Raw genomic sequence first — 25110 nt, forward strand, 5'->3', positions numbered from 1 at the left:
CCGGGCGCGGGAACGCCGGTACGCCAGGGCGCCAAGGCGCCGGGTGCCGAGACGCCGGGACGCGGCAGCCCCGGGGCACCGGGTGCGCGGGAGCGGAACGGGGGCGCGGCGGCGCCGAGACGCGGGGGGGTGCCAAGACGGCGGGTGCCGGGTGCCGGGGAGCCGGATGCCCGGGACCGCCGAGACGGCGGGTGCCAGGGCGCCACCCGCCGAGACGCGGAGCGCCGGGACGCGGGGTACCGGATGCCGGGGCGCCCGGACACCGGGACACCGGGACACCGGGCGCCGGAGGCGTGGAAGCGCCGGGGCACCGGGGGCGTCAGGGCGCCGGGTGCGCGGGAGTCGGCCGCTCCCCGCGCACACCGTGCCGCTACATGCGGGAGACGTTGCGCTCGTAGACCATGCGCAGGCCGATCAGGGTCAGCCAGGGCTCGTGCTCATCGATGACCGACGACTCGCCCAGCACCATCGGCGCCAGGCCGCCCGTGGCGATGACGGTCACGTCGTCGGGGTCGTCGGCCAGCTCGCGGGCCATGCGGTTGACGACGCCGTCGACCTGGCCGGCGAAGCCGTAGACGATGCCCGCCTGCATCGCCTCGACGGTGTTCTTGCCGATCACGCTCCGCGGCCTGGCCACCTCGATCTTGCGGAGCTGAGCGCCCTTGACGCCGAGCGCCTCGACCGAGATCTCGATACCGGGGGCGATGACCCCGCCGACGTACTCGCCGCGCGCGGACACCGCGTCGAACGTCGTCGCCGTACCGAAGTCGACGACGATCGCGGGGCCGCCGTAGAGGTCGACCGCGGCGACCGCGTTGATGATGCGGTCCGCACCGACCTCCTTGGGGTTGTCGGTGAGGATCGGCACGCCCGTCTTGACGCCCGGTTCGACGAGGACGGCGGGGACGTCGCCGTAGTAGCGGCGGGTCACCTCGCGCAGCTCGTGCAGGACGGACGGCACGGTCGCGCAGATGGCGATGCCGTCGATGCCGTCGCCCAGTTCGTCGCCGAGCAGGGGGTGCATGCCCATCAGGCCCTGGAGCAGCACCGCCATCTCGTCGGCGGTGCGGCGCGCGTCCGTGGAGATGCGCCAGTGTTCGACGATGTCCTCGCCGTCGAACAGGCCGAGCACGGTGTGCGTGTTGCCCACATCGATCGTCAGCAGCATGACCGGTCCCCGTCTCCTACTCAGCCGCTCGCAGATCCAGGCCGATGTCCAGGATCGGCGAGGAGTGGGTGAGGGCTCCTACGGCGAGGTAGTCGACGCCCGTGTCCGCGTACGCCTTGGCGTTGTCGAGGGTGAGCCGGCCGGAGGCCTCCAGCGCCGCGCGGCCGTGCACGAGCGCCACCGCCTCCTCGCACTCGCCGGGCGTGAAGTTGTCCAGCAGGATCAGGTCGGCGCCCGCGTCGACGACCTCGCGCAGCTGGTGCAGGGTGTCCACCTCGACCTCGATGGGCACGTCGGGGAAGCGCTCGCGGACCGCCTCGAAGGCCTTGGCGACGCCGCCCGCGGCCACCACGTGGTTGTCCTTGACCAGGGCCGCGTCGGACAGCGACATCCGGTGGTTGACGCCGCCGCCGCAGCGCACCGCGAACTTCTCCAGGGACCGCAGTCCGGGGGTGGTCTTCCGGGTGTCGCGCACGCGTGCCTTCGTACCCTCCAGAACGTCCGCCCACGCGCGCGTGGCCGTGGCGATGCCGGAGAGCCGGCACAGGAGGTTGAGGGCGCTGCGCTCGGCGGTGAGGAGGTCGCGGGTGCGGGTGGTGAAGGAGAGCAGCTTCTGGCCCTCGCTCACGCGGTCGCCGTCCTCGACGTGGCGCTCCACCTCGAACTCGTCCTCGCAGACGATCGACATGACGGCCTCGGCGACCCGGAGGCCGGCCACGACGCCCGCCTCGCGCGCGACGAAGTCGGCGGTGGCCACCGCGTCCTCGGGGATGGTCGCGACCGTGGTCACGTCGACGCCGCCCGCCAGGTCCTCCTGGATGGCGACGTTGGCGATGTCCTCGACCTCCACGGGGTCGAGTCCGGCGTCGGCCAGGAGCTGGGCGAGGGCGGGGTCGAGGCCGCACTCCAGGTAGGCCTCGCCATCGGTGTCGGCGCCGCAGGCGCAGCCGTCGCCGCAGCCGCCGCTCTGGGCGAGGGGAAGGTCGGGGGTGCTCACTGCTCTCACTGCTCCTGGGGACGGTGCGCCGAGGGGTACGGCCGGGTCGGGGGAAAGTCTGCGGTGTCGGTGGTGCGCACGGCGAGGGTCCGGTCCGGATTCAGCCGTACGACGATGTGCCGGCGCCACGCGGTGTCGTCGCGGTCGGCGTGGTCCTCGCGCCAGTGGCAGCCGCGGGTCTCCTCGCGCAGCCGGGCGGCGGTCACCAGGACGCGGGCCACGCACAGCAGGTTGGTGGCCTCCCAGGTGTCGACGCCGGGCTCGGAGGTCTTGCCGTTCTCGGTGAGCGCGTCGCGGGCCTCGGCGTGCAGCTGCTGGAGCCGGTCGGCGGCCTTGGCGAGGGAGTCGGCGGAGCGCAGCACGCCCGCGCCGTCGGTCATGATCCGCTGGATGGTGAAGCGGGCCTCGGGGGCGAGCAGCGGGTGGGCCGGCACCTCGGGGTACGGGACCGGCTCGGGCACGCGCGCGTGCAGGCCGCTCTCCCGGTGGGCCGCCGCGATGTCGGCGGCGATGCGCTCGGCGTACACCAGGCCTTCGAGGAGGCTGTTGGAGGCCAGGCGGTTGGCGCCGTGCACGCCGGTGCAGGCGACCTCGCCGCACGCGTACAGGCCGGGGACCGTGGTGCGGCCGTGGGAGTCGGTGCGGACGCCGCCGGAGGCGTAGTGGGCGGCCGGGGCGACCGGGACCGGCTCGTGCACCGGGTCGATGCCGTGGGCGCGGCAGGCGGCCAGGATGGTCGGGAAGCGCTGCTCCCACATCGTGGCGCCGAAGTGCCGGGCGTCGAGGTACATGTGCTCGGCGTCCTGCTCCTGCATGCGGCGCATGATGCCCTTGGCGACGATGTCGCGGGGCGCGAGCTCGGCGAGTTCGTGCTGGCCGGCCATGAAGCGCACGCCGTCGGCGTCGACCAGGTGGGCGCCCTCGCCGCGGACCGCCTCGGAGACCAGGGGCTGCTGGCCCTCCGCCTCGGGGCCGAGGAACAGCACGGTCGGGTGGAACTGGACGAACTCCAGGTCGCTGACCTCGGCTCCGGCGCGCAGGGCGAGGGCCACGCCGTCGCCGGTGGAGACCGAGGGGTTGGTGGTGGCCGAGAAGACCTGGCCCATGCCGCCGGTGGCGAGGACCACCGCGGGGGCGTGCACGGCTCCCACACCGTCGTGCTGGCCCTCGCCCATGACGTGCAGGGTGACGCCGGCGGTCCGGCCGTCGGCGTCCGCGAGGAGGTCCAGGACGAGGGCGTTCTCGATGGTGCGCAGGCCGCGCGCGCGGACCGCCTCGACGAGCGCTCGGGAGATCTCCGCGCCGGTCGCGTCCCCGCCGGCGTGCGCGATCCGGCGGCGGTGGTGTCCGCCCTCGCGGGTGAGCGCGAGGCCGCCCTCGGCGGACTCGTCGAACTGGGCGCCGGTCTCGATCAGCCGGCGTACGGCGTCGGGGCCCTCGGTGACGAGGAGCCGTACCGCCTCCTCGTCGCACAGGCCCGCGCCCGCCACCAGGGTGTCGTCCAGGTGCTGCTCGGGGCTGTCGCCCTCGCCGAGGGCCGCGGCGATGCCGCCCTGGGCCCAGCGGGTGGAGCCGTCGTCGAGGCGGGCCTTGGTGACCACGATGGTGTTCAGGCCGGCGGCCTCGCAGCGCAGGGCGGCGGTCAGGCCGGCGACGCCGGACCCGACGACCACCACGTCCGCGTCGATGGACCAGCCCGGAGCGGGCGCGTGCAGTCGTATGCCTGTGCTGGTCACGAGGCGGCTCCGAAGGTGAGGGTGATGTTGTCGATCAGCCGGGTCGCGCCGACCCGGGCCGCGACGGCGAGGACGGCCTCGCCGGTGAAGTCGTCGCCGACCTCGGTGAAGTCGGCGGGGTCGACCAGCGCCAGGTAGTCCAGGTCGAGCGGCGGGTCGAGGCGTGCGGCCTCGTCGAGGACGAGGTGGGCGGCCGCGCGGACCTCGGCCGGGCCGCCGGGGACTGCCTTGGCGACGGCGTGCGCGTCGGCGGCCGCGCGGGACTCGCCTATGGCGCTGAGCGCCTCGGCGCGTGCCCGCGTGGAGGGCACTTCCCGGGCCCGGGCGCGCAGCGCCTCCAGGGCGACGTGCCGGTCCTGGGCGGCGAACAGCGCGCGGGACAGCGCGAGGGCGGTGCGCCGCTCCTGCGGGGACAGGTAGCGGTTGCGGCTGGACAGCGCCAGGCCGTCCTCCTCGCGCACGGTGGGCACGCCGACGATCTCGGCGGGGAAGTTCAGGTCCCGCACCATGCGCCGGATCAGGGCGAGCTGCTGGGCGTCCTTCTGGCCGAAGAAGGCGATGTCGGGGCGGGTGAGGTGGAGCAGCTTGGCGACGACGGTGAGCATGCCGTCGAAGTGGCCGGGCCGCGAGGCGCCTTCCAGGCGCTCGCCCATGGCCCCCGCGCGGAGGGTGATCTCGGGCCGGCCCGCCGGGTAGACCTCGTCGACGGACGGCGCGAACACGATGTCCGCGCCCGCCTGCTCGGCGGTCTTCAGGTCGGCTTCCAGGGTGCGCGGATAGCGGTCCAGGTCCTCGCCCGCGCCGAACTGGAGCGGGTTCACGAAGACGGTGACGATCACGAACCCGTCGCGGCCGACCCGCTCGCGCGCGGTGCGGATGAGCGTGGCGTGCCCTTCGTGCAGCGCGCCCATGGTCATCACGACGGCGGTGCGGCCGGGCACGGAGAAGTGCTCCAGGACGTAGCCGAGGTCGTCCAGGGTGGGGACGAGTTCGAAGGCGCGGCTCATCGGTCTTCCCCGTTCTCGGGCAGTGCCGCGCCGTCGGCGAGCACTCCCAGGAGGTCTTCGGCGAGTTCCGGCTTCAGCAGGCCGTGGGCGAGGGCCCGGTCGGCGGTGGCGCGGGCCATCGCCAGATAGCCGGCGACGGTCTGCGGGGCGTGCTGGCGCAGCTCGGTGATGTGCGCGGCGACGGTGCCCGCGTCCCCGCGCGCGACGGGGCCGGTCAGAGCGGCGTCGCCGGAGCGCAGGGAGTTGTCGAGGGCGGCGCCGAGCAGCGGGCCGAGCATCCGGTCGGGGGCCTGGACGCCGGCCGCGCGGAGCAGTTCCAGGGACTGGGCGACCAGGGTGACCAGGTGGTTGGCGCCGAGGGCGAGGGCCGCGTGGTAGAGCGGGCGGTTCTCCTCGGCGATCCACTCGGGCTCGCCGCCCATCTCGATGACCAGGGCCTCCGCCGCCAGCCGCAGTTCCTCGGGGGCGGTGACGCCGAACGAGCAGCCGGCGAGCCGCTGGACGTCCACGGGGGTGCCGGTGAAGGTCATCGCCGGGTGCAGGGCGAGCGGCAGGGCGCCCGCGCGCAGGGCGGGGTCCAGGACCTTCGCGCCGTAGCGCCCGGAGGTGTGCACGAGCAGCTGGCCGGGGCGGACCGCGCCGGTCTCGGCGAGGCCGGTCACCAGGTCGGGCAGGGTGTCGTCGGGAACGGTGAGCAGCACCAGGTCGGCGCGCTCCAGCACCTCCGCGGGCGGCACCACGGGCACGTCGGGCAGCAGCTGCGCGGCTCGCCGCCGGGAGGCCTCGGAGACCGCGGAGACGGCCACCGGGCGGTGCCCGGCGAGCTGGAGGGACGCGGCGAGCGCGGGTCCCACCCGGCCGGCGCCGACGACGCCGACGGTGAGCCGCGCGGGGCGGTCCCGGGGATCTGGCTGTTGGCTTGTACTCACGCGACGGAGGCCTTCCCGTTCCAGTCCGCTCTGGGTACCGGACGATTTCTCGTCATGTTAACGCGATCGGTTCCGGGGGCGTCCGGTTGTCCACAGGCTGTGGGTTTCTGTCCGAGGTTCCCAGCAGGACTTGGGGGAAAAGCGGGTTCCCGCGCGGGACGCCGCAGGTGATGATCGCGGGCATGAGCGATTCGGCCGAACAGGGCGTACCGGAACCGTTGTCCGCCGACGAACAGCGCAAGCGGCGCAAAGACCGGCGCATCAGCGCCTCCAAGAGCGCGGAGCGCATACTCGCGCGCCCCGGCTTCCAGCACACCTACCGCGAGCGACTGGCCGTCCTGGACACCGCGTCCGAGCTGTACGACCTGGACCAGCCGGCGGACCTGTACGGCGGCGGCATCGTCGAGGCCCTGGAGGAGAAGGTGGCCGGGCTGCTCGGCACCGAGGCCGCCGCGTTCTTCCCGACCGGCACCATGGCCCAGCAGGTGGCGCTGCGCTGCTGGGCGGGCCGCACCCAGAACACGGCCGTCGCCCTGCACGGGCTCGCCCATCCCGAGGTGCACGAACGTCAGGCGTTCAGCCAGGTGAGCGGGTTGCGCCCGGTCCGGCTGACCAGTGAGCCGCGGCTGCCCACCGCCGCCGAGGTGCGGGACTTCCCGGAGCCGTTCGGCACGCTGATGCTGGAACTGCCCCTGAGGGACGCCGGTTTCCTGCTGCCCTCCTGGGAGGAGCTGACGGAGGTGGTGGAAGCGGCGCGCGAGCGCGAGGCGGTGGTGCACTTCGACGGTGCGCGCCTGTGGGAGTCCACCATCCACTTCGACCGCTCCCTGGACGAGATCGCGGGCCTCGCGGACAGCGTGTACGTGTCGTTCTACAAGTCCCTCGACGGCTTCGGCGGCGCGGCGCTGGCCGGCCCGCGGCTCCTCGTGGAGGAGGCGAAGACCTGGCGGCACCGGTACGGCGGCGCCGTCTTCCAGCAGTTCCCGACAGTGCTGTCGGCGCTCGCCGGGCTGGAGCGGGAGCTGCCCAGGCTGCCGGAGTACGTGCGCCACGCGCGCGTGGTGGCCGCCGCGCTGCGGGAGGGCCTCGCGGCGGCCGGACTGCCGTGGGCACGCGTCCACCCCGAGGTGCCGCACACCCACGACTTCCAGGTGTGGCTCCCGTACGACGCCGATGTCGTCGCCGAGGCCGCGGTGCGCGCCGCCGAGGAGACCGGGACGGTCCTGTTCGCCAATGCCTGGGACGAGAAGGGCCCCGGCCTCGCCATGACCGAGGTGTACGTCCGGGGCGCGGGTCTGGAGTGGACCGAGGACGACGTGCGCGGCGCCGCCGCCCGGTTCGCGGAACGGCTGACGCGGGAGGCGGGCCACGACGGTCCCGGTGCCTGACCGGGCCCGCCGCCAGGACCTGCCGTTCAGGTCACGCCGTCTGCGATCTGCCACGGGGCCCGGCACGCGCCCGCCCACGGGGCCCGGCAGCGCCCACCCACGGGGCCCGGCAGCGCCCACCCGCGGGGCCTAGCAGCTCCCACCCGCGGGGCCTGGCACGCGCCCACCCGCGCGGCCTGTCCTGCCGTCCTGGCGGCAGCCGTCGGCCGGGGCGGGCGCTGTCGGTGGCCGGGTGCACCATGGGCCCATGAGCGTGTGCATCGACATCACCGGGCTGCCGCGGGAGCGGATCTCCTTCGCGCCCTCGCCGCTGGCCGAGCTCGGCATGGCCCTGCACGCGCTCAGCGAGCCCGGCCACCACCCGAAGCTCCAGGGCTGGGCGACCGCGGTCTCCTCCCGGCTGGACCCGGGCCTGGCGGACCGGCTGTGCGAGGCCGACTTCCTGTGGCGCACCACGTTCTCCGACGTCTTCGCCCCGTTCGCCGGCGTCCCCGGCGCCGGCGCGGTCCCGGGCCCGACCCTCACCGAGGAACTGGACCTGCTGGACGAGCTCACCGACGCCCAGTTCGTCCAGGCGGCCATGGAGTTCACCTGCCAGGCCGGCTACGACGCCCCGGCCGCCGACCTGCTGGAGGACGCGGGCCTGCGGCGGCGGGCGCTGGAGATGGCCGCCGCGCGGGGCTGCGCCCAGGAGCGGTTCTCCCGGCGGCTGCTCCAGGACCCGCCGGCCGTGCGCGCCTGGCTGCGGCAGCTGATGCGGGACTGCGAGGAGGCCTTCTTCGCGGACGTGTGGGCCCGGGTCCAGCCGCAACTGGCCGCCGACGCCCGGCACAAGACGGAGCTGCTGCGCCGCAAGGGCCTGGCCGACGCCCTGGGCGCGGTGTCCTCGGCGGTGACGCTGGACGAGGAGGCCGGGCTCATCACGGTCGACAAGCTGAACGCGGGGCGCACCGCGACGGGCGACGGCGGCCTGGTCCTGGTGCCGACGAGTCTGGGCTGGCCGCATGTGATGGTCCTGCACCGGTACGACTGGCAGCCGGTGATCATGTACCCGGTCAGCGGCTCCGGGCCGCGGGTGCCCTCCGTCGAGCAGCTCACCCGCCGGCTGGACGCGCTGGCGCACCCGGTGCGAATGCGGCTGTGCCGTCATCTGGCCCGCGCGCCGCACACCACCAGCGAGCTGGCCGACGCGCAGGGCATGACGGCGCCCGAGATATCCCGGCACCTGAGCGTGCTGAAGAAGGCCGGTCTGATCACCACCCGCCGGCGCGGCCGCTACGCGCAGCACCAGCTGGACCTCTCGGCGGTGGCCCGCCTGGGCAGCGACTTCATCGAGGGCGTCCTGCGCTGACCGCGCGGTGCCCCTCCGGCCCGGCGGGACCGCCGGGTCCGGGCGGGTGCCGTCCCGTCAGCCCTGCCCGCCGCCGCCGGCCCGCACCACCCCGTCCCGTCAGCCCTGTCCGCCGCCGCCGGCCCGCACCAGCCCCGTCTCGTAGGCCAGGACGACGACCTGCACCCGGTCCCGCAGCCCCAGCTTGGTCAGGATGCGGCCGACATGGGTCTTCACGGTCGCCTCGGAGAGCACCAGCCGGGCCGCGATCTCACCGTTGGACAGGCCCTGCGCGACCAGCACCATGACCTCGCGCTCCCGGTCGGTCAGCCGCTCCAGCTCCTTGGCCTGCGGTTCCTTCCCGGCGCTGGGCAGCATCGGCGCGAACCGGTCCAGCAGCCGCCGGGTCGTCGACGGGGCGACCACGGCGTCGCCGCTGTGCACCGCGCGGATCGCGGCCAGCAGCTCACCGGGCGGCACGTCCTTGAGCATGAACCCGGAGGCGCCCGCCTTCAGCCCGGAGAAGGCGTACTCGTCGAGGTCGAAAGTGGTCAGGATCAGCACCTTCGGCGGGTTCGGCTCGGCGCAGATGCGCCGGGTGGCCTCCACGCCGTCGAGCTTGGGCATCCGGACGTCCATCAGGACCACGTCGACGTCGGTCGAGCGCACGTTCAGCAGGGCCTCGACGCCGTCGCCCGCCTCCGCGACGACCTCCATGTCCGGCTGGGCGGCGAGCACCATCCGGAACCCGGTGCGCAGCAGCACCTGGTCGTCGACGAGCATCACGCGGATCGTCATCGGGGCCTCTTCCGTTTCCTTCGTCGACTGGGTTCTCTGCGGGGGCGTGACAGGTGTCAACAGGGGGCGTGCGAATGCGTCAATGCGCTGGTTTGAGCGGCAGCAGAGCACTGATGCGGAATCCTCCGCCGGGACGCGGTCCGGCGTCCAGGGTGCCGCCGACCATACCGACCCGCTCGCGCATGCCGATCAGGCCGTGGCCCTGTCCGTCGCGGCCGCCCTCCTCGTACAACTCGTGCGGGGCGCCCTTGCCGTCGTCCTCGACCAGCAGGCCGAGGCCGTCGTCGAAGTAGACCAGGCGGACACTGGCGCCGGCGTTCGGGCCACCGTGCTTGCGGGTGTTGGTCAGCGCCTCCTGCACGATGCGGTAGGCGGTCAGCTCGACACCGCTGGGCAGCGGGCGCGGGGTGCCCTCGACCTTGAAGTCGACGGGCAGCCCGGAGCCCCGGCACTGCTCGACCAGGTCCTCTATCTGCCGGACGTCGGGCTGCGGGACGTACTCGCCGCCCTCCTGGTGCTCCCCGGTGCGCAGCACACCGAGCAGCCGGCGCATCTCGGCGAGCGCCTGGCGGCCGGTGGAGGAGATGGTCTCCAGGGCCTTCTTCGCCTGGTCGGGCGCGGCGTCCAGGACATAGGCGGCGCCGTCGGCCTGCACCACCATCACCGACACGTTGTGGGCGACGACGTCGTGCAGCTCGCGCGCGATGCGGGCGCGTTCGGCGGCGACGGCGACCTTGGCCTGCGCCTCGCGCTCCTTCTCCAGCCGGGCGGCGCGCTCCTCCAGCTGCGCGAAGTAGGCGCGCCGGGTGCGGATGGAGTCGCCGAGCACCCAGGCCAGGGCGAACGGCACGGTCATGAAGACGGCGCCCACGATCCGTCCCGCGGTGCCGCCCTCGGTGGCCGGCCAGCGCAGCTGGGCGAGCGGCGCGGCGACGAGCGCGGCGATCAGCGCGAAGCGGGAGGCCCAGCGCGCCCCGGTCGCCGCCGCCGTGAAGACGATCATCAGCATGGCGAAGTTCGCGGGCGTCGTGGCCACGTCCAGCACCAGCTGCGCCACGCCCACGACGGCCGCCAGCACCAGCATCTTCTCCGGCATCCGGCGACGCAGCGCGACCACGAGGCTCAGCAGCACCACCACGGGCACCCAGAGGACGGGCAGGTCCGTGCCCGCGTTCTCCTGCTCGACCTGTCCGCTCACCAGCGAGAGTCCGAGCAGGATCACGGCCCAGAAGCCGTCGACCCATGTCGGGTGCCTGCGGATGAAGTCATAGAGGCGCTGCACGTAACCCAGCGTAGGGAAGCGCGGTGCCCGCGGGAGTCAACCGGAGGATCGATCCGGAGCGGGCGCGTGTACTCCGCAAGGTGGAGGAGAGGGGCTCCTGTGCGCCTAGCCTTGCGCTGTGACGGACGAGACGGCGGGCGCGGAGTGGCAGGGCTGGCGGGCGGCGACGCGGACCGCCCTGTACGGACCGGACGGCTTCTACCGCCGGCCCGAGGGCCCCGCCGGGCACTTCCGTACGTCCGTCCACGCCTCGCCGCTGTTCGCGCGGGCCGTGTCCCGGCTGCTGTGCCGGGTCGACGAGGCGCTGGGCCACCCGGACCGGCTCGACTTCGTGGACATGGCGGCCGGGCGCGGGGAACTGGTCACCGGGGTGCTCGACGCGCTGCCCGCCGAGGTGGCCGCCCGCACGCGCGCGTACGCCGTCGAGATCGCCGACCGCCCCGCCGCCCTCGATCACCGCATCGAGTGGTCGGCCGAGCCGCCGCGGGCGGTCACCGGGCTGCTGTTCGCCAACGAGTGGCTGGACAACGTGCCCGTGGAGGTCGCGGAGACCGACGGCGACGGGGTGCCCCGGCGGGTGCTGGTGCGGGCGGACGGCGGGGAACGGCTCGGGGATCCGGTCGCCGGCGCGGAGGCGGACTGGCTGGCACGGTGGTGGCCGCTCGCCGGCGAGGAGGGGCTGCGCGCGGAGATCGGACTGCCCAGGGACACCGCGTGGGCGTCGGCGGTCTCCTGTGTGGAGCGGGGGCTCGCGGTGGCGGTGGACTACGCGCACACGGCGGACGCGCGTCCTCCGTTCGGGACGCTCACCGGCTTCCGGGAGGGCCGCGAGACGGTGCCCGTGCCGGACGGCTCCTGCGATGTGACGGCGCATGTCGCGCTGGACGCGTGCACGCTCCCCGGGGGGCGCGTACTGCCGCAGCGCGAAGCCCTGCGCGCCCTGGGCCTCGCGGGCGCACGCCCCCCGCTCGCGCTCGCCTCCACCGACCCCGCGGCCTACGTGCGCGCCCTCGCGAGCGCCGGCGAGGCCGCCGAACTCACCGCGCCGGGCGGCCTCGGCGACTTCGGCTGGCTGGTGCAGCCGGTCGGCATCCCGGACCCCCTCGCCGGACCGGCCGCCGCCAAGCTCTGACCGCCGCCGGGCTGTGACCGCCGCGCGGGGCGTCCTACTTGTCGATGTCGCCGACCACGAAGAACATCGACCCCAGGATCGCCACCATGTCCGCCACCAGCGTGCCCGGCAGCAGTTCGGTGAGCACCTGGATGTTGTTGTACGAGGCCGAGCGCAGCTTCAGCCGGTACGGCGTCTTCTCGCCCTTGCTGACGAGGTAGTAGCCGTTGATGCCGAGCGGGTTCTCGGTCCAGGCGTAGGTGTGCCCCTCGGGCGCCTTCAGCACCTTGGGCAGGCGCTGGTTGATCGGCCCGGGCGCCAGCTCGGCCAGCCGGTCCAGACAGGCGTCGGCGAGATCGAGGGCGTTGTGCGTCTGCTCCAGCAGGACCTCGAAGCGGGCGAGGCAGTCGCCCTCCCGCCGCGTGACGACCTCGAGGGTGTCCTGGAGCTCGCCGTACGCCAGGTACGGCTCGTCGCGGCGCAGGTCGAAGTCGACGCCCGAGGCGCGCGCGATGGGGCCGCTCACGCCGTAGGCGTGCACCGCCTCGGGACTGAGCGTGCCCACGTCCCGCGTGCGCCCCCGGAAGATCTCGTTGCCGAGGACCAGGTCGTCGTAGACGTCCATGCGCGAGCGCACGGCGGCGACGGCGGCACGCGCGCGGGCGGTCCAGCCGGCCGGCAGGTCCTCCTTGAGGCCGCCGACGCGGTTGAACATGTAGTGCATGCGCCCGCCGGAGACCTCCTCCATGACGTTCTGGAGGACCTCGCGCTCCCGGAACGCGTAGAAGACCGGCGTGATGCCGCCCAGCTCCAGCGGGTACGAGCCGAGGAACATCAGGTGGTTGAGCACCCGGTTGAGCTCGGCGAGCAGGGTGCGTGTCCACACCGCGCGGACAGGCACCTCCATGCCGAGCATCCGCTCCACGGCCAGGACCACGCCCAGCTCGTTGGAGAACGCCGACAGCCAGTCGTGGCGGTTGGCGAGCATGATGATCTGGCGGTAGTCGCGCGCCTCGAACAGCTTCTCCGCGCCGCGGTGCATATAGCCGATCACCGGCTCCGCGCGCGTGATGCGCTCGCCGTCCAGCAGGAGCCGCAGCCGCAGCACACCGTGCGTGGACGGGTGCTGGGGCCCGATGTTGAGCACCATGTCGGTGCTCTCCGCGGCACCGCCGATCCCGACCGTGGTCTCCGTCGTTGGAGTCATGGCCCCAGTCTCCCCTACGTACGCTGGCCCCATGGAGACGGGGAGCCCTCGGGGCACGGAGGCGGCGGGGGCCGAGCCGGTGTGGATCGGGCTGCCGCCCGGGCTGCTGCGGATGCGGCGACTGCTGCTGGTGGTGTGGGCGGGCGTCCTGGCGTCGGCCCTGGGGCTGCTGCTCGGGCTGCTGGTGGGCCCCGCGTGGGCCGCCTTCGCGGTGCTGCCGCCGGCGCTCGCGGCCTGGGGCTGGGTCCTGGTCGGCCGCAACTGGCGGTCCTGGCGGTACGCCGAGCGCGCCGACGACCTGCTGATCAGCCGGGGCGTGCTGTGGCGGTCGCAGACGGTGGTGCCGTACGGCCGGATGCAGCTGGTCGAGGTCACCTCCGGTCCCGTCGAGCGGCACTTCGGGCTGGCCAGCGTGCAGCTGCACACCGCGGCCGCCGCGACCGACGCCACCATCCCGGGCCTGGACCCGGCCGAGGCGGAACGCCTGCGCGACCGGCTCACCGAGCTGGGCGAGGCCCGATCGGCGGGGCTGTGAGCACGCCCGGCACCGACGACGTACGCCGCGCGGACCGGGTGACCGAGCGGCGCCTGCACCCCGTGACGCCGCTCAGGCGGGCGTGGGCGCCGGTCGCGGTGCTGATCGGCTGGGCGCTGCACGACCCGGACCAGGCGCAGCGCCAGCTGACCCGGCTGACCACCACCACCCTGCTGATCGGGATCGCCGTGCTGATCCCGGCCGCCGCCCTCTACGGCTTCCTCACCTGGTGGTTCACCCACTTCGCGGTCACCGACACGGAACTGCGCATCCGTACGGGCCTGTTGTTCCGGCGCACCGCGCACATCCGCCTGGAGCGCCTCCAGGCCGTCGACGTCACCCAGCCGCTCCTCGCGCGCGTGGCGGGCGTCGCCAAGCTCAAGCTCGACGTCGTCGGCACGGACAAGAAGGACGAACTCGCCTTCCTGGGCGAGGACGAGGCCCGCGCGCTGCGCGCGGAGCTGCTCGCGCGGGCGGCCGGTTTCGCGCCCGAGACGGCGCACGAGGTCGGCGAGGCACCGGCGCACCGGATGCTGCGCGTGCCCCCGGGTGTACTCGCGCTCTCCGTGGTGCTGACGGGCGCCACCTGGGCCACCCTGGCCGCCGCGCTCGTCGTGCCGCCGGTGCTCTGGTTCGCCACCCACAGCCTGTGGACGGTCCTCGCGACCGGCGTGCCGCTGCTCGGCGCGGCCGGCGCGAGCAGCGTGGGACGGTTCGTCACCGAGTACGACTGGACGGTCGCCGAGTCCCCGGACGGGCTGCGCATCGACCGCGGACTGCTCGACCGCGTCCACGAGACGGTGCCGCCGGGGCGGGTGCAGACCGTGCGGATCGTGGAGCCGCTGCTGTGGCGGCGACGGGGCTGGGTGCGCGTGGAGCTGGACGTGGCCGGGTCGTCCAACTCCGTGCTGCTGCCGGTCGCCCCGCGCGAGGTCGCCGAGTCCGTCGTCGCGCGCGTGCTGCCCGGGACCACCGTGCCGCCGGGGCCGTCGCTGTCCCGGTCGCCGCGACGCGCGGGCCGGTGTGTACCGCTGTGGTGGCGGGGCTACGGCTTCACCGCCACCGACGCCGTCTTCGCCGCCCGGCACGGCCTGCTGCGCCGGCACCTCGCGCTCGTCCCGCACGCCAAGGTGCAGAGCGTACGGCTCACCCAAGGGCCCTGGCAGCGCCTGTGGGGGCTGGCGGACGTACGGGTGGACACGGGGGCCGGCAAGACCGTCACGGCCCGGCTGCGGGACGCCGAGGAGGCGGCACGGCTGCTGCGGACCCAGGCGGAACGCTCGCGGACGGGGCGACGCGAGGCGCGCCCCGACCGCTGGATGGCCTAGGAAGCCGCGCTGCGCAGCCCCTGGAGGTCGATGCGCTCGGTCTCGTCGTGGGCGGTGAGGTCGATGACCTGACCGACAGCCGGCCCGGCGGCGGCGTCCGCGGGCTTGAACTCGGCCTCCGCCTCCGCCTTGTGCAGGTCCAGCGCCTCCTGCCCGACGACGTCGGCCAGGTCCTCGTTCTGCACCGACTCCAGCGCGGCGGGGGCGGCGCCCTGCGGCTTCGTCCCGAAGAAGTCGAAGCCGCCCTCGACCGTGGGACGCCGCGCGGGCGCGGCCGGTACGACGGCCACCGCGGTCGGCACGGCGAAGTGCCCGGCGGGCTGCCGCACGGCGGGGGCTGGGGTGGGGGCGGCGGGCGCGGCAGGCGCGGCGGCGGGCAGGTCGGTGGTGGGCAGGTCGGCCGTGGACTCGGCAGTGGCGGGCCGGCCGGCCGTGCGCTCGTCGGTGGCGGGCTGGTCGGCCGTCGGCTCGTCGGTGGTCGAGGCGGCGGGCTCGTCGGTGGGGGAGGCGGCGGCCGCGTGCTCGTGCCCGGCGGCCGCCTCGGGCTTCCCCTGCGCCTCGTCCTCCCGCGCGGCCTCCGCCTCGGTGGCGGCACGGTCCGCGCGGGACCCCGTGGGCTGCCGCGGCACGGAATCGGCGGCCTCGGAGGAGGCCCGGTTCTCGGGACCGGCGTCGTTCTTCGCGGAAGCGCCCGCGGCGGGGTTCGCCTTCGTGGAGACCTCCGCGTCGAGCCGGGCCAGCGCAGCGCCGGCCCGTAGGAACAGCCGGGAACCCTCCGGGGAGAAGAGCGCGGGCGACCGCTCGGCCGGCCCGGCGACTTCCGCGTCCACGTCCGCCGCCGCAGCCGCATGCGTGTCGGCCTGGGCCGGTGCCTCCGCCTCCGTGGCCTCCTTGACCGGCGCCGGCGGCAGCGCCCGCGCGGGAGCCGCGGTCTCTATCTCCAGCAGCCGCCGGCCTTCCAGCGCGCTCGCCCGCTCGGTCTCCGCCGTGGCGTACCGGCGCAGCAGTGCCGCGTGTTCGTTGCGCAGACCCGCCAGTTCGGTGCGCTTGGCCCGCAGCCGCTGTTCCAGCTTCTGGCGCAGTTCGCGCGATTCGTCGAGGTCGGACTCCAGTTCGGCGACCCGCTCCTCGAAACGCCACTCGTCGCTCGCCCGCGCGCGCGTGAGATCGGCGACGCGCTTGCCCGCCTGGATGTCCCAGCGCCGCATGACGACCGCGCTCGCCACCGCCGTCACCGCGGCGGCGGCGGCAAGTCCGCGCAACACCGACGGTTCCGTGAACACCCAGGGCCCCAGGGCGCAGACGAGAGAGACGCCTGCGATCGCCGACGGGGGAAGCAGCCTGTGCAAGGGCGGGGAATGGCGGTGACGTCCACGTGGCATGGCCAGAAACTTACCGCGCGTAGGCGAATCGTGGTGCCCCGGGCCGTAAAAAGAAAGCCACGACGAAGGGTTCACGTCGCGTCAGGAACTCCACGGATCGCATCCCGGCCACTTCCCGGATCGCCTCCCCGATCACCTCCCGGATCGCGCACCGAATTCACCAAGATCATTTCTCGCCCGGGGAACGGCCGCGCACTCTCCCCCATTTCGCTTTTCCACCCCGCCACTCCGCCCGAGGACCGAGTGAACCTCCCTTCCCGGCACACCGTCCTAGAGGGCGCAATGTCGCCGGATGCCCGAATCGGCACCGGGGTCGAGGTCTCTCGCCGAACCACGGGAATGCGATGTCTGTCAGGGAAGACGGGGAAAGGCCCAGCGGAGTTCCGGGGCGGCCGGTCCGGGCGCGCCGACAGCCGCGCGGGCCGCGCCCGGCGGCCGTACCCGTCCTCGTCGCCAGGACCTGCACCGCCGTCGGGCTCCTGGACATCGCCGCGGGCGTCCTCCCGCGCTTCCAACGCAGCCGTGCGCACGCCCTCGCCGAGCTGCCGCCCGGCGCGCTCGGACCGTTCGCCGCCGCGCTCTCGCTCGGCGCGGGCGTGCTCCTACTGCTCCTCGCCCACGGTCTGAGGCGCCACGAACGCCGCGCCTGGCGGGCCGCCGTCGCGCTGCTGCCGGTCGGCGCGGTCGCGCAGTTCACCTACCGGCACGCCGCGCTCGGCACGGTCCTCTCCCTGGCCCTGCTGACCGCCCTGCTGCGGCACCGTGACCGGTTCACGGCCCGGTCCGGCCCGCACAGCCGGTGGCACGCCCTCGCCAACCTCGTTCTCATGGGGGCCGGTTCGCTCGCGCTCGGCCTGGTCGTCGTCAGCGCGCACCCCGGCCCGATGGACGGCGACCCCAGCCTGGCCGACCGCATCACCCACGTCCTGTACGGCCTGTTCGGCTTCGAGGGCCCCGTCACCTACCAGGGCAGCGCCTCCGGGACGGTAGCCCTCTCGCTCGGCGCCCTGGGACTGCTCACCGCCGTCACCACGATCCACCTCGCCCTGCGCCCCGAACGCCCCGCCGCGCGGCCGACACAGGAGGACGCGGCCCGGCTGCGGGCCCTGCTGGTGCGGCACGGCGGCCACCACGCCCCCGACCGCTTCACCCTCCGCCGTGACAGCGCCGTCGTCTTCTCACCGAGCGGCCGGGCCGCGGTCACCTACCGCGTGGTGTCCGGTGTGATGCTCGCCGACGGCGACCCGATCGGTGACCGGGAGGCCTGGCCCGGCGCCATCGAGCGCTTCATGGACGAGGCCAGGGCCCACTCCTGGACCCCCGCCGTCATGGGCTGCTCGGCGGCCGGCGGTGAGGTGTGGACCCGCGAGACCGGCCTCGGCGCCTTGGACCCGGCACCGGCACCGGCACCGGCACCGGCACCCGGACCGGGACCAGGACCGGCACCGGCACCCGGACCGGGACCAGGACCGGCACCGGCACCCGGACCGGGACCAGGACCGGCACCGGCACCCGGACCGGGACCAAGACCGGCACCGGCACCGGCACCGGCACCGGGACCAAGACCGGGGCCAGGACCAAGACCAGGACCGGGCGGAGCCGCCGCGGCGAGTCCGGGCCTCAGCCGGCCCGCCGCCCCGACTCCGACCGCCTGATCGCCGCCGCCGTCACAGCCGTCCCCGCCGCCACCGTCACCGCCGCCACCGTCACCGCCGCCACCGGCACCGCCGTCGGCAGGGCGCCGCCCCGTGTCGTGGCGCGGGCGCGCCGTGGCCCGGAGCGCCAGGTGGGGAGGCGCGCGCCCCCAGGGGGCCTACGCTGAACGTATGAGCAACCAGAGCGGACGCGGACGTATCGCGGGCCTTCCGGATTGGGACCGTTGCGCGGTGATGGGCGTCGTGAACGTGACGCCCGACTCCTTCTCCGACGGTGGCCGCTGGTTCGACACGACCGCCGCGGTCAAGCACGGTCTGGAGATGGTCGCGCAGGGCGCCGACCTGGTCGACGTCGGCGGTGAGTCCACCCGCCCGGGCGCCACCCGCGTCGACGAGAGCGAGGAACTGCGGCGCGTCATCCCGGTGGTCCGCGGCCTCGCCTCCGAGGGCGTCGTCGTCTCCGTCGACACCATGCGCGCCTCGGTCGCCGAGAAGTCCCTCGCGGCCGGCGCCGCCCTCGTCAACGACGTCAGCGGCGGTCTCGCCGACCCGGCGATGATCCCGGTCGTGGCCGACGCCGGCGCCCCCTTCGTCGTCATGCACTGGCGGGGCTTTTTGGAGGGCGGCAACATCAAGGGCGACTACGACGACGTCGTCACCGAGGTCGTCGACGAACTGCACGCGCGCGTGCAGGCCGTCCTGGAGGGCGGTATCGCCGCCGACCGCATCGTCGTCGACCCCGGACTCGGCTTCTCGAAGGACGCCGGGCACGACCTCACCCTGCTCTCCCACCTCGACCGGCTGCGCGCCCTCGGCCACCCGCTGCTGGTCGCCGCCTCTCGCAAGCGGTTCCTCGGCCGGGTGCTCGCCGGGCCGGAGGGCGCCCCGCCGCCCGCGCGGGAGCGCGACGCGGCGACGGCCGCCGTCTCGGCGCTCGCGGCGCACGCCGGCGCGTGGGCGGTGCGCGTGCACGAGGTGCGCGCGACCGCGGACGCGGTGCGGGTCGCACGCGCCGTGGAAGGAGCGCGTACGGAGGGACACGCGCTGGGCTCGAACGCTGAAGGAGCCCTGTGAGCGCCCCCCACACCGACGTCGAGCAGGTCGAGCTCGCCAACACCGCCTTCTACGAGGCCCTGGAGCGCGGCGACTTCGACGTGGTCTCCGGGCTGTGGCTCGAGCCGGCCGACCTCGGCGTCGACGAGCAGTACCACGACCCGGCGGACACCGGCGTGATCTCCTGTGTGCACCCCGGCTGGCCGGTGCTCACCGGCCGCGGCGAGGTCCTGCGGTCGTACGCGCTGATCATGGCGAACACCGACTACATCCAGTTCTTCCTCACCGATGTGCATGTCTCCGTCACCGGCGACACCGCTCTGGTGACCTGCACCGAGAACATCCTCAGCGGCGGTCCCGCCCCCGACGACGGCGACGAGCTGGGCCCGCTCCTGGGGCAGCTCGTGGTCGCCACCAATGTGTTCCGGCGCACGCCCGGGGGCTGGAAACTCTGGTCGCACCACGCCTCACCGGTACTGACCGGAACCGAGGAGGAAGACGGCGACGACACTCCCGCCTGAGTGGGTAGGCGCTCTCGTGGGAGCCGGAAACAACTTCCACGCAAACCGGAGAAAAGGGGGAGCGACAGGGCCCGAAGGGACCAAGGAGTGGTTGGAATCACGGGCCCCCGGGTATGCGCGGCTTCCGACCCGTGAGCCGCCGGATTCCCCAGGGGAAACACGTGGTGAATCCTCCCGGCCCCGGTCCGGACCCGTGCCCCCGTGGCCCGGCGCTGTCGGTGCCCGCAGGTAGATTCGTCCGAGGCCGGTGTGCCGTCCGCACACGGCAGGGACCGGCCGCAACCGACGATTGCAGGAGTGATTCGCGTGGATCGTGTCGCGCTGCGCGGCCTGAAGGCCCGCGGGCACCACGGTGTGTTCCCCAAGGAGCGCGAGGAGGGTCAGACCTTCATCGTGGACCTCGTCCTGGGCCTGGACACCCGATCGGCCGCGGCCGACGACGACCTGGCGAAGACCGTGCACTACGGCATCGTGGCGGAGGAGGTCGTGGCCGTCGTCGAGGGCGAGCCGGTCAACCTCATCGAGACGCTTGCCGAGCGCATCGCCCAGGCCTGTCTGAAGCACGAGGGGGTCCAGGAGGTCGAGGTCTGCGTCCACAAACCGGACGCGCCGATCACGGTCCCCTTCGACGACGTGACCGTCACCATCACCCGGAGCCGAGTATGACCGCGTCCTTCACGCAGGGTCCCACCGACCCGACCGTACAGCCGGTGCCCGCCTCCGTCGTCGAGAAGGTCGACGCCGCCGACACCACCCTGCACAACCCCCAGCGCGCCGTGCTCTCCCTCGGCTCGAACCTGGGCAACCGCCTGGAGACCCTCCAGGGCGCCGTCGACGCCCTGGAGGACACCCCCGGCCTGCGGATCAAGGCCGTGTCGCCGGTGTACGAGACGGAGCCGTGGGGCGTCGAGCCCGGCAGCCAGCCGTCGTACTTCAACGCGGTCGTGGTGCTGAAGACGACACTGCCGCCGTCCTCCCTGCTGGAGCGGGCGCACGCCATCGAGGAGGCCTTCAACCGGGTGCGGGACGAGCGCTGGGGCCCGCGCACCCTCGACGTGGACATCGTGGCCTACGCCGACGTCGTCTCCGACGACCCGCAGCTCACCCTCCCCCACCCGCGCGCCCACGAACGCGCCTTCGTCCTCGCCCCGTGGCACGACGTGGACCCGGAAGCGCAACTGCCCGGTCGCGGCGCCGTCGCCGACCTGCTCGGCACCCTCACCCGGGACGGCGTCGAGGCCCGCGGCGACCTGGAACTCCGGTTGCCCGAGTAGTCGTTAAGGTCGAGACGACATCGTCCGGAAGATCCGGGAAGCCGAAGGGACACCGTGAGAGAGCTGCGCATCAGGGTGCTGGCCGGCGTGTTCGTCGTCGCCGGCGTGCTGTCCTGGGCGGGCGCCCGCCTGTGGAACTCGGTGGGCACCCTGCCGAGTGTCCCGCTGGCCGCCCCCGTCGTCCTGGCGCTGATCGCCACGGTGCTGACGGCTACGGCGCTGTCCCTGCGCGCCCGGCTCAAGGCCCAGCGCGAGCGCCGTCCCGGCGCCAAGGGCGTCGACCCGCTGATGGCGGCCCGCGCGGTGGTCTTCGGCCAGGCCAGCGCGCTGGTCGCCGCCCTCGTCGCCGGCATGTACGGCGGCGTCGGCGTCTTCCTACTGGAATCCCTCGACATCCCGGCCCGCCGCGACCAGGCCATCTACGCCGGCTTCTCGGTCCTGGCCGGCATCGCCGTGATAGCGGCGGCCCTCTTCCTGGAACGCGTCTGCAAACTCCCGGAGGACGACGAACAGGGCGGCCCGGGGACGGCCTCAGCGGTGTGAGACGGCCGGCGCCGCCCAGGGCTGCCTGGCGAGGTGCCCGTTCACCAGGAAGCCCGGGTGGGGTTCCAGCCGGTAGCTGTACAGGGTGAACGGCTTGTGGGACGAGACGCGCCGCCGAACCGCGTCCACCTGGACCCAGGCGCTCTCTCTGAGGTGCAGCGGGTGCTGCTCCGCTTCGAACGTGCCGCGTGACGGCCGGCTGTCCGCAACAGCCAGGTGGGAAGCCTTCCCGTCGGCACGAGGCGTGGATCTCCCGCCCACCACCCGCGCGAGGTCCGCGAGGAACGTGACGTTGGCACTGACCAGGATGCGCCCGCGCCAGGTCGTGGCGCGGCAACCGTCACCATCGGTGTAGCCGTCCAGGAATCCCTCGAACGTCTCCCTGTCCGAAGAACGACGCGCGGAGAACGCTGCCGCAGGTGGTGCGCATCGCCACCGACGTACTGCCTCATCAGATCGGCGAGGTACGACGACACCACACGCACTCGAAAGCCGGGCACCTCCCGCTTCAGGTAACCCGATGGCCGGGTCACTTCCTCAAGTCGAGCGGGAAGTCCGGTGGACTCGGTGAGACACCTCGCGTATCGGGATGCGAACCCCTCGTCATTGACGATGAGCGAGACGTAGTTCCGTCCCACTGTTCCGTCCGAGCAACCCGCGCCGATCATGTAGCCGAAGGCATATCCCGGCCTCACGGTCAGCCGCTCGCGGCACAGCTTTCTCGCGTGCGTCCATGCGAGCACGTTCCCCGCCGCGTCTCGGGCGTGAACCCACCCGTCAGGCGTCCCCGGCAACTGATCCGGCGCCACCGAGAACGTCACGTGCCCGGTGACGACATCGACGATCTCGCGCGTCGTGACGATGTCGACCGACTGGACGGTGGTCCGCACCGCGCGCTCCCCGTCCAGCGCCCAGAGGCGGCAGCCGACTCGCACATCCCGCGCATGCAGGCGCCCGCCCACCCCGTTCACCGTCTGCTTGCTCGGCAGCCCGTACACCACCGCGTTCCCCCTCGATCAGCGATCGATTCCACTGACCGAGGGACCGTATCGGGCGTCACCGACAATCGGGTCAGCGAGCCAGTATCAGGCTCATCGCCTCGGCCCGAGTGGTGGCGTCCCGCAGCTGACCACGTACCGCTGAGGTGGTGGTCTTGGCTCCGGGCTTGCGGATGCCGCGCACCGACATGCACATGTGCTCGGCCTCGATGACGACGATCGCGCCCCGCGCCTCCAGGATGCTCATCAGGGAGTCGGCGATCTGCGTGGTGAGTCGTTCCTGCACCTGCGGGCGGCGGGCGAACACCTCGACGAGACGCGCCAGCTTGGACAGGCCGGTGATCTTGCCGGTCTCCGCAGGGATGTACCCGACGTGCGCCACACCGTGGAACGGCAGAAGATGATGTTCACAGAGGCTGACGATCTCGATGTCCTTCACCAGGACCATCTCGTCGTGCCCCAGGTCGAACGTCGTCGTCAGGACTTCCTCGGGCTCCTGCCAGAGCCCTGCCAGCAGTTCGCGGTACGCCCGCGCCACCCGCGCCGGAGTCTCCCGCAGGCCCTCGCGGTCCGGGTCCTCGCCGACCGCGATCAGCAGTTCGCGTACGGCGTTCTCGGCGCGCTTCTCGTCGAACACGCCGATGGTGCCTTCGCCGTCCAGCGTCACGGGGTCGGTCATGTGGTGCCTCGTTCCTTCGTTCGTGCATGCCCGGCAGCCGGAAATGGCGAAATGCCGCGCCCCCAGGCTAGAACCAGGGGGGCGCGGCATCCATTCCGGGCCCGGTGGGCCGCCGGAGCGGCCCGCCGGGGGTGGGGTCAGCTGTCGGAGCGGTCCTCCTGGACCGGGTCCGCAACGGACTCCGTGGCCGTCGACTTCGCGGTGATCGACGCCGTGGCACCGTTGGCGCCGTTGGTCAGTGCCAGCTCCTTCGGGGAGAGCACCGGCGGGCGGGTGGACGGCGTGCGCCGCGAGGAGCCGGTCCACGCGGGACGCGGCGGGCGCTTGACGATCGGGGCGAAGATCTCGGCGATCTCCTCCTTGCCCAGGGTCTCCTTCTCCAGGAGGGCCAGGACCAGGTTGTCGAGGACGTCACGGTTCTCGACGAGGATCTCCCACGCCTCGTTGTGCGCGGTCTCGATGAGCTTCTTGACCTCTTCGTCGACCAGCGCGGCGACCTCTTCCGAGTAGTCGCGCTGGTGGGACATCTCCCGGCCGAGGAACGGCTCGGTGTTGTCCCCGCCGAACTTGATCGCGCCGAGGCGCTCGGTCATGCCGTACTGCGTGACCATGGCGCGGGCCAGGCCGGTGGCCTTCTCGATGTCGTTGGCGGCACCGGTGGTCGGGTCGTGGAAGACCAGTTCCTCGGCCGCGCGGCCGCCCAGCATGTAGGCCAGCTGGTCGAGCATCTCGTTGCGCGTGGTCGAGTACTTGTCCTCGTCCGGGAGCACCATCGTGTAGCCGAGGGCGCGGCCGCGGGACAGGATCGTGATCTTGTGGACCGGGTCGGAGTTCGGGGAGGCCGCCGCGACCAGGGCGTGTCCGCCCTCGTGGTACGCGGTGATCTTCTTCTCCTTGTCCGACATGATCCGGGTCCGCTTCTGCGGGCCCGCCACGACGCGGTCGATGGCCTCGTCGAGCATCTTGTTGTCGACCAGCTTCTGGTCGCTGCGGGCCGTCAGCAGGGCGGCCTCGTTCAGCACGTTCGCCAGGTCGGCGCCGGTCATGCCGGGCGTGCGGCGGGCGACGGCCGACAGGTCGACGTCCGGAGCGACCGGCTTGCCCTTCTGGTGGACCTTGAGGATCTCCAGACGGCCCTGCATGTCCGGGCGGTCGACGGCGATCTGCCGGTCGAAGCGGCCGGGGCGCAGGAGGGCCGGGTCGAGGATGTCGGGCCGGTTGGTGGCGGCGATCAGGATGACGCCGCCCTTCACGTCGAAGCCGTCCATCTCGACGAGCAGCTGGTTCAGGGTCTGCTCGCGCTCGTCGTGTCCACCGCCGAGGCCGGCGCCGCGGTGGCGGCCGACCGCGTCGATCTCGTCGACGAAGACGATCGCCGGGGCGTTCGCCTTGGCCTGCTCGAACAGGTCACGGACTCGGGAGGCACCGACGCCGACGAACATCTCGACGAAGTCGGAGCCGGAGATCGAGTAGAACGGGACGCCGGCCTCGCCCGCGACGGCACGCGCGAGCAGGGTCTTGCCGGTTCCGGGCGGGCCGTAGAGCAGCACGCCCTTGGGGATCTTCGCGCCGACGGCCTGGAACTTCGCCGGCTCCTGGAGGAACTCCTTGATCTCGTGCAGTTCCTCGACGGCCTCGTCGGAACCCGCGACGTCCGCGAAGGTCGTCTTGGGGGTGTCCTTGGTGATGAGCTTGGCCTTCGACTTCCCGAAGTTCATCACTCGGGAGCCGCCGCCCTGCATCTGGTTCATCAGGAACAGGAAGACGACCACGATCAGGACGAAGGGCAGCAGCGACAGCAGGATGCCGACGATCGGGTTCTGCTTCGACGGCGAGACGGTGTAGCCGTCCGGGATCTGCTTGTCCTGGTACTTGTTCTGCAGGATGTTGGCGATGTCCACACCCTGGTCGCCGATGTAGCTCGCCTGGATCTTCGAGCTGTCCTCGACCTTTACGCCGTCCTTGAGCTGGACCTTGATGATCTGCTCGTCGCCGGTGGTCAGCTTGGCCTGTTCGACCTTGTTCTCATTGATCGCCTGGACGACCTGGCCGGTGTCCACCGTCTTGTAGCCGCCGGACGAGCCGACGACCTGCATCAACACGACCACGGCAAGGACGGCCAGCACGATCCACATGACCGGCCCACGGAAGTATCGCTTCACGTCCATCCATACGGAGCGGTGCCGCCC

The 25110-nt window shown here is 73.2% G+C and carries 21 protein-coding genes and 1 pseudogene; 11 read left to right on the forward strand and 11 right to left on the reverse strand.

Annotated features, from left to right (window positions below):
• Positions 1–370 precede the first annotated feature (370 nt).
• Genes ABT232_RS16980 through ABT232_RS17000 form a run of 5 tightly spaced genes read right to left on the reverse strand, consistent with a single transcriptional unit; the run spans position 371 to position 5837 of the window.
• Positions 371–1168 (reverse strand): type III pantothenate kinase, encoded by a 798-nt coding sequence (locus ABT232_RS16980; RefSeq protein WP_351840699.1) that lies wholly within the window; start codon positions 1166–1168, stop codon positions 371–373.
• Positions 1169–1184: 16 nt separating this feature from the next.
• On the reverse strand, positions 1185–2165 hold the full coding sequence (nadC, locus tag ABT232_RS16985) for a carboxylating nicotinate-nucleotide diphosphorylase (RefSeq protein ID WP_351840700.1): 981 nt from the start codon (positions 2163–2165) through the stop codon (positions 1185–1187).
• Between the two features lie 5 nt (positions 2166–2170).
• Positions 2171–3901 carry an L-aspartate oxidase gene (locus ABT232_RS16990; RefSeq protein WP_351840701.1) on the reverse strand — a complete coding sequence of 577 codons (1731 nt, stop codon included), beginning with the start codon at positions 3899–3901 and terminating at the stop codon, positions 2171–2173.
• The gene (gene panC, locus ABT232_RS16995) at positions 3898–4908 is read right to left on the reverse strand and encodes a pantoate--beta-alanine ligase (protein WP_351840702.1); all 1011 of its coding nucleotides are present in this window, start codon (positions 4906–4908) and stop codon (positions 3898–3900) included. Before panC ends, ABT232_RS16990 begins: the two co-directional genes overlap by 4 nt.
• A complete protein-coding gene (locus tag ABT232_RS17000) occupies positions 4905–5837 on the reverse strand; it encodes a Rossmann-like and DUF2520 domain-containing protein (protein ID WP_351840703.1) in 933 nt (310 codons plus the stop codon). The genes panC and ABT232_RS17000 overlap by 4 nt, the downstream gene beginning before the upstream one ends.
• 182 nt (positions 5838–6019) lie before the next feature.
• Here ABT232_RS17000 and ABT232_RS17005 point away from each other — a divergent pair, with 182 nt between their 5' ends.
• Positions 6020–7225 carry a threonine aldolase family protein gene (locus tag ABT232_RS17005; protein ID WP_351840704.1) on the forward strand — a complete coding sequence of 402 codons (1206 nt, stop codon included), beginning with the start codon at positions 6020–6022 and terminating at the stop codon, positions 7223–7225.
• 247 nt (positions 7226–7472) lie between these two features.
• Entirely contained in the window at positions 7473–8576 is a 1104-nt protein-coding gene (locus ABT232_RS17010; protein WP_351840705.1) for a DUF5937 family protein, read from the forward strand.
• Positions 8577–8675: 99 nt separating this feature from the next.
• Here the strand turns inward: ABT232_RS17010 and ABT232_RS17015 are convergent, their stop codons facing one another.
• Both ABT232_RS17015 and ABT232_RS17020 read right to left on the reverse strand, forming a co-directional pair.
• Complete coding sequence (locus tag ABT232_RS17015) at positions 8676–9353, reverse strand: response regulator (RefSeq protein ID WP_351840706.1); 678 nt, start codon at positions 9351–9353, stop codon at positions 8676–8678.
• A gap of 79 nt (positions 9354–9432) precedes the next feature.
• Positions 9433–10635: a sensor histidine kinase gene (locus ABT232_RS17020; RefSeq protein WP_351840707.1), complete on the reverse strand. Its 1203-nt coding sequence runs from the start codon at positions 10633–10635 to the stop codon at positions 9433–9435.
• A 118-nt stretch (positions 10636–10753) separates the two neighbouring features.
• Between ABT232_RS17020 and ABT232_RS17025 the strand changes: the two genes are divergently transcribed.
• Positions 10754–11767 (forward strand): SAM-dependent methyltransferase, encoded by a 1014-nt coding sequence (locus tag ABT232_RS17025; RefSeq protein WP_351840708.1) that lies wholly within the window; start codon positions 10754–10756, stop codon positions 11765–11767.
• Between the two features lie 34 nt (positions 11768–11801).
• On the opposite strand, the gene ABT232_RS17030 is transcribed toward ABT232_RS17025, so the two are convergent.
• Complete coding sequence (locus tag ABT232_RS17030) at positions 11802–12953, reverse strand: NADH-quinone oxidoreductase subunit D (RefSeq protein WP_351840709.1); 1152 nt, start codon at positions 12951–12953, stop codon at positions 11802–11804.
• Between the two features lie 31 nt (positions 12954–12984).
• Between ABT232_RS17030 and ABT232_RS17035 the strand changes: the two genes are divergently transcribed.
• Positions 12985–13488 (forward strand): PH domain-containing protein, encoded by a 504-nt coding sequence (locus ABT232_RS17035; RefSeq protein ID WP_351840710.1) that lies wholly within the window; start codon positions 12985–12987, stop codon positions 13486–13488.
• The gene (locus tag ABT232_RS17040; protein ID WP_351840711.1) at positions 13485–14816 is read left to right on the forward strand and encodes a PH domain-containing protein; all 1332 of its coding nucleotides are present in this window, start codon (positions 13485–13487) and stop codon (positions 14814–14816) included. The genes ABT232_RS17035 and ABT232_RS17040 overlap by 4 nt, the downstream gene beginning before the upstream one ends.
• Here the strand turns inward: ABT232_RS17040 and ABT232_RS17045 are convergent.
• Positions 14813–16198, reverse strand: coding sequence for a hypothetical protein (locus ABT232_RS17045; RefSeq protein ID WP_351840712.1), 1386 nt, complete (start codon positions 16196–16198; stop codon positions 14813–14815). The genes ABT232_RS17040 and ABT232_RS17045 overlap by 4 nt on opposite strands.
• Before the next feature lie 344 nt (positions 16199–16542).
• Here ABT232_RS17045 and ABT232_RS17050 point away from each other — a divergent pair.
• The 6 genes and pseudogenes from ABT232_RS17050 to ABT232_RS17075 all read left to right on the forward strand — a co-directional run.
• Positions 16543–17589 (forward strand): annotated as a pseudogene (locus tag ABT232_RS17050) (phosphatidylglycerol lysyltransferase domain-containing protein); the annotation flags it as partial.
• Positions 17590–18024: 435 nt separating this feature from the next.
• Complete coding sequence (folP, locus tag ABT232_RS17055; protein ID WP_351840713.1) at positions 18025–18927, forward strand: dihydropteroate synthase; 903 nt, start codon at positions 18025–18027, stop codon at positions 18925–18927.
• Positions 18924–19427 carry a nuclear transport factor 2 family protein gene (locus ABT232_RS17060; protein WP_351840714.1) on the forward strand — a complete coding sequence of 168 codons (504 nt, stop codon included), beginning with the start codon at positions 18924–18926 and terminating at the stop codon, positions 19425–19427. The genes folP and ABT232_RS17060 overlap by 4 nt, the downstream gene beginning before the upstream one ends.
• 306 nt (positions 19428–19733) lie before the next feature.
• The gene (gene folB, locus ABT232_RS17065; protein ID WP_351840715.1) at positions 19734–20093 is read left to right on the forward strand and encodes a dihydroneopterin aldolase; all 360 of its coding nucleotides are present in this window, start codon (positions 19734–19736) and stop codon (positions 20091–20093) included.
• Positions 20090–20701 (forward strand): 2-amino-4-hydroxy-6-hydroxymethyldihydropteridine diphosphokinase, encoded by a 612-nt coding sequence (folK, locus tag ABT232_RS17070; RefSeq protein ID WP_351840716.1) that lies wholly within the window; start codon positions 20090–20092, stop codon positions 20699–20701. Before folB ends, folK begins: the two co-directional genes overlap by 4 nt.
• A gap of 54 nt (positions 20702–20755) precedes the next feature.
• A complete protein-coding gene (locus tag ABT232_RS17075; protein WP_351840717.1) occupies positions 20756–21244 on the forward strand; it encodes a DUF3180 domain-containing protein in 489 nt (162 codons plus the stop codon).
• A 1071-nt stretch (positions 21245–22315) separates the two neighbouring features.
• Here ABT232_RS17075 and folE read toward each other — a convergent pair.
• A complete protein-coding gene (folE, locus tag ABT232_RS17080; protein ID WP_351840718.1) occupies positions 22316–22921 on the reverse strand; it encodes a GTP cyclohydrolase I FolE in 606 nt (201 codons plus the stop codon).
• A gap of 137 nt (positions 22922–23058) precedes the next feature.
• The gene (ftsH, locus tag ABT232_RS17085) at positions 23059–25089 is read right to left on the reverse strand and encodes an ATP-dependent zinc metalloprotease FtsH (RefSeq protein ID WP_351840719.1); all 2031 of its coding nucleotides are present in this window, start codon (positions 25087–25089) and stop codon (positions 23059–23061) included.
• Positions 25090–25110 lie beyond the last annotated feature (21 nt).

The sequence above is a fragment of the Streptomyces sp. NPDC001532 genome, from assembly GCF_040298625.1.
In the GTDB taxonomy this organism is placed as follows: Bacteria; Actinomycetota; Actinomycetes; order Streptomycetales; family Streptomycetaceae; genus Streptomyces.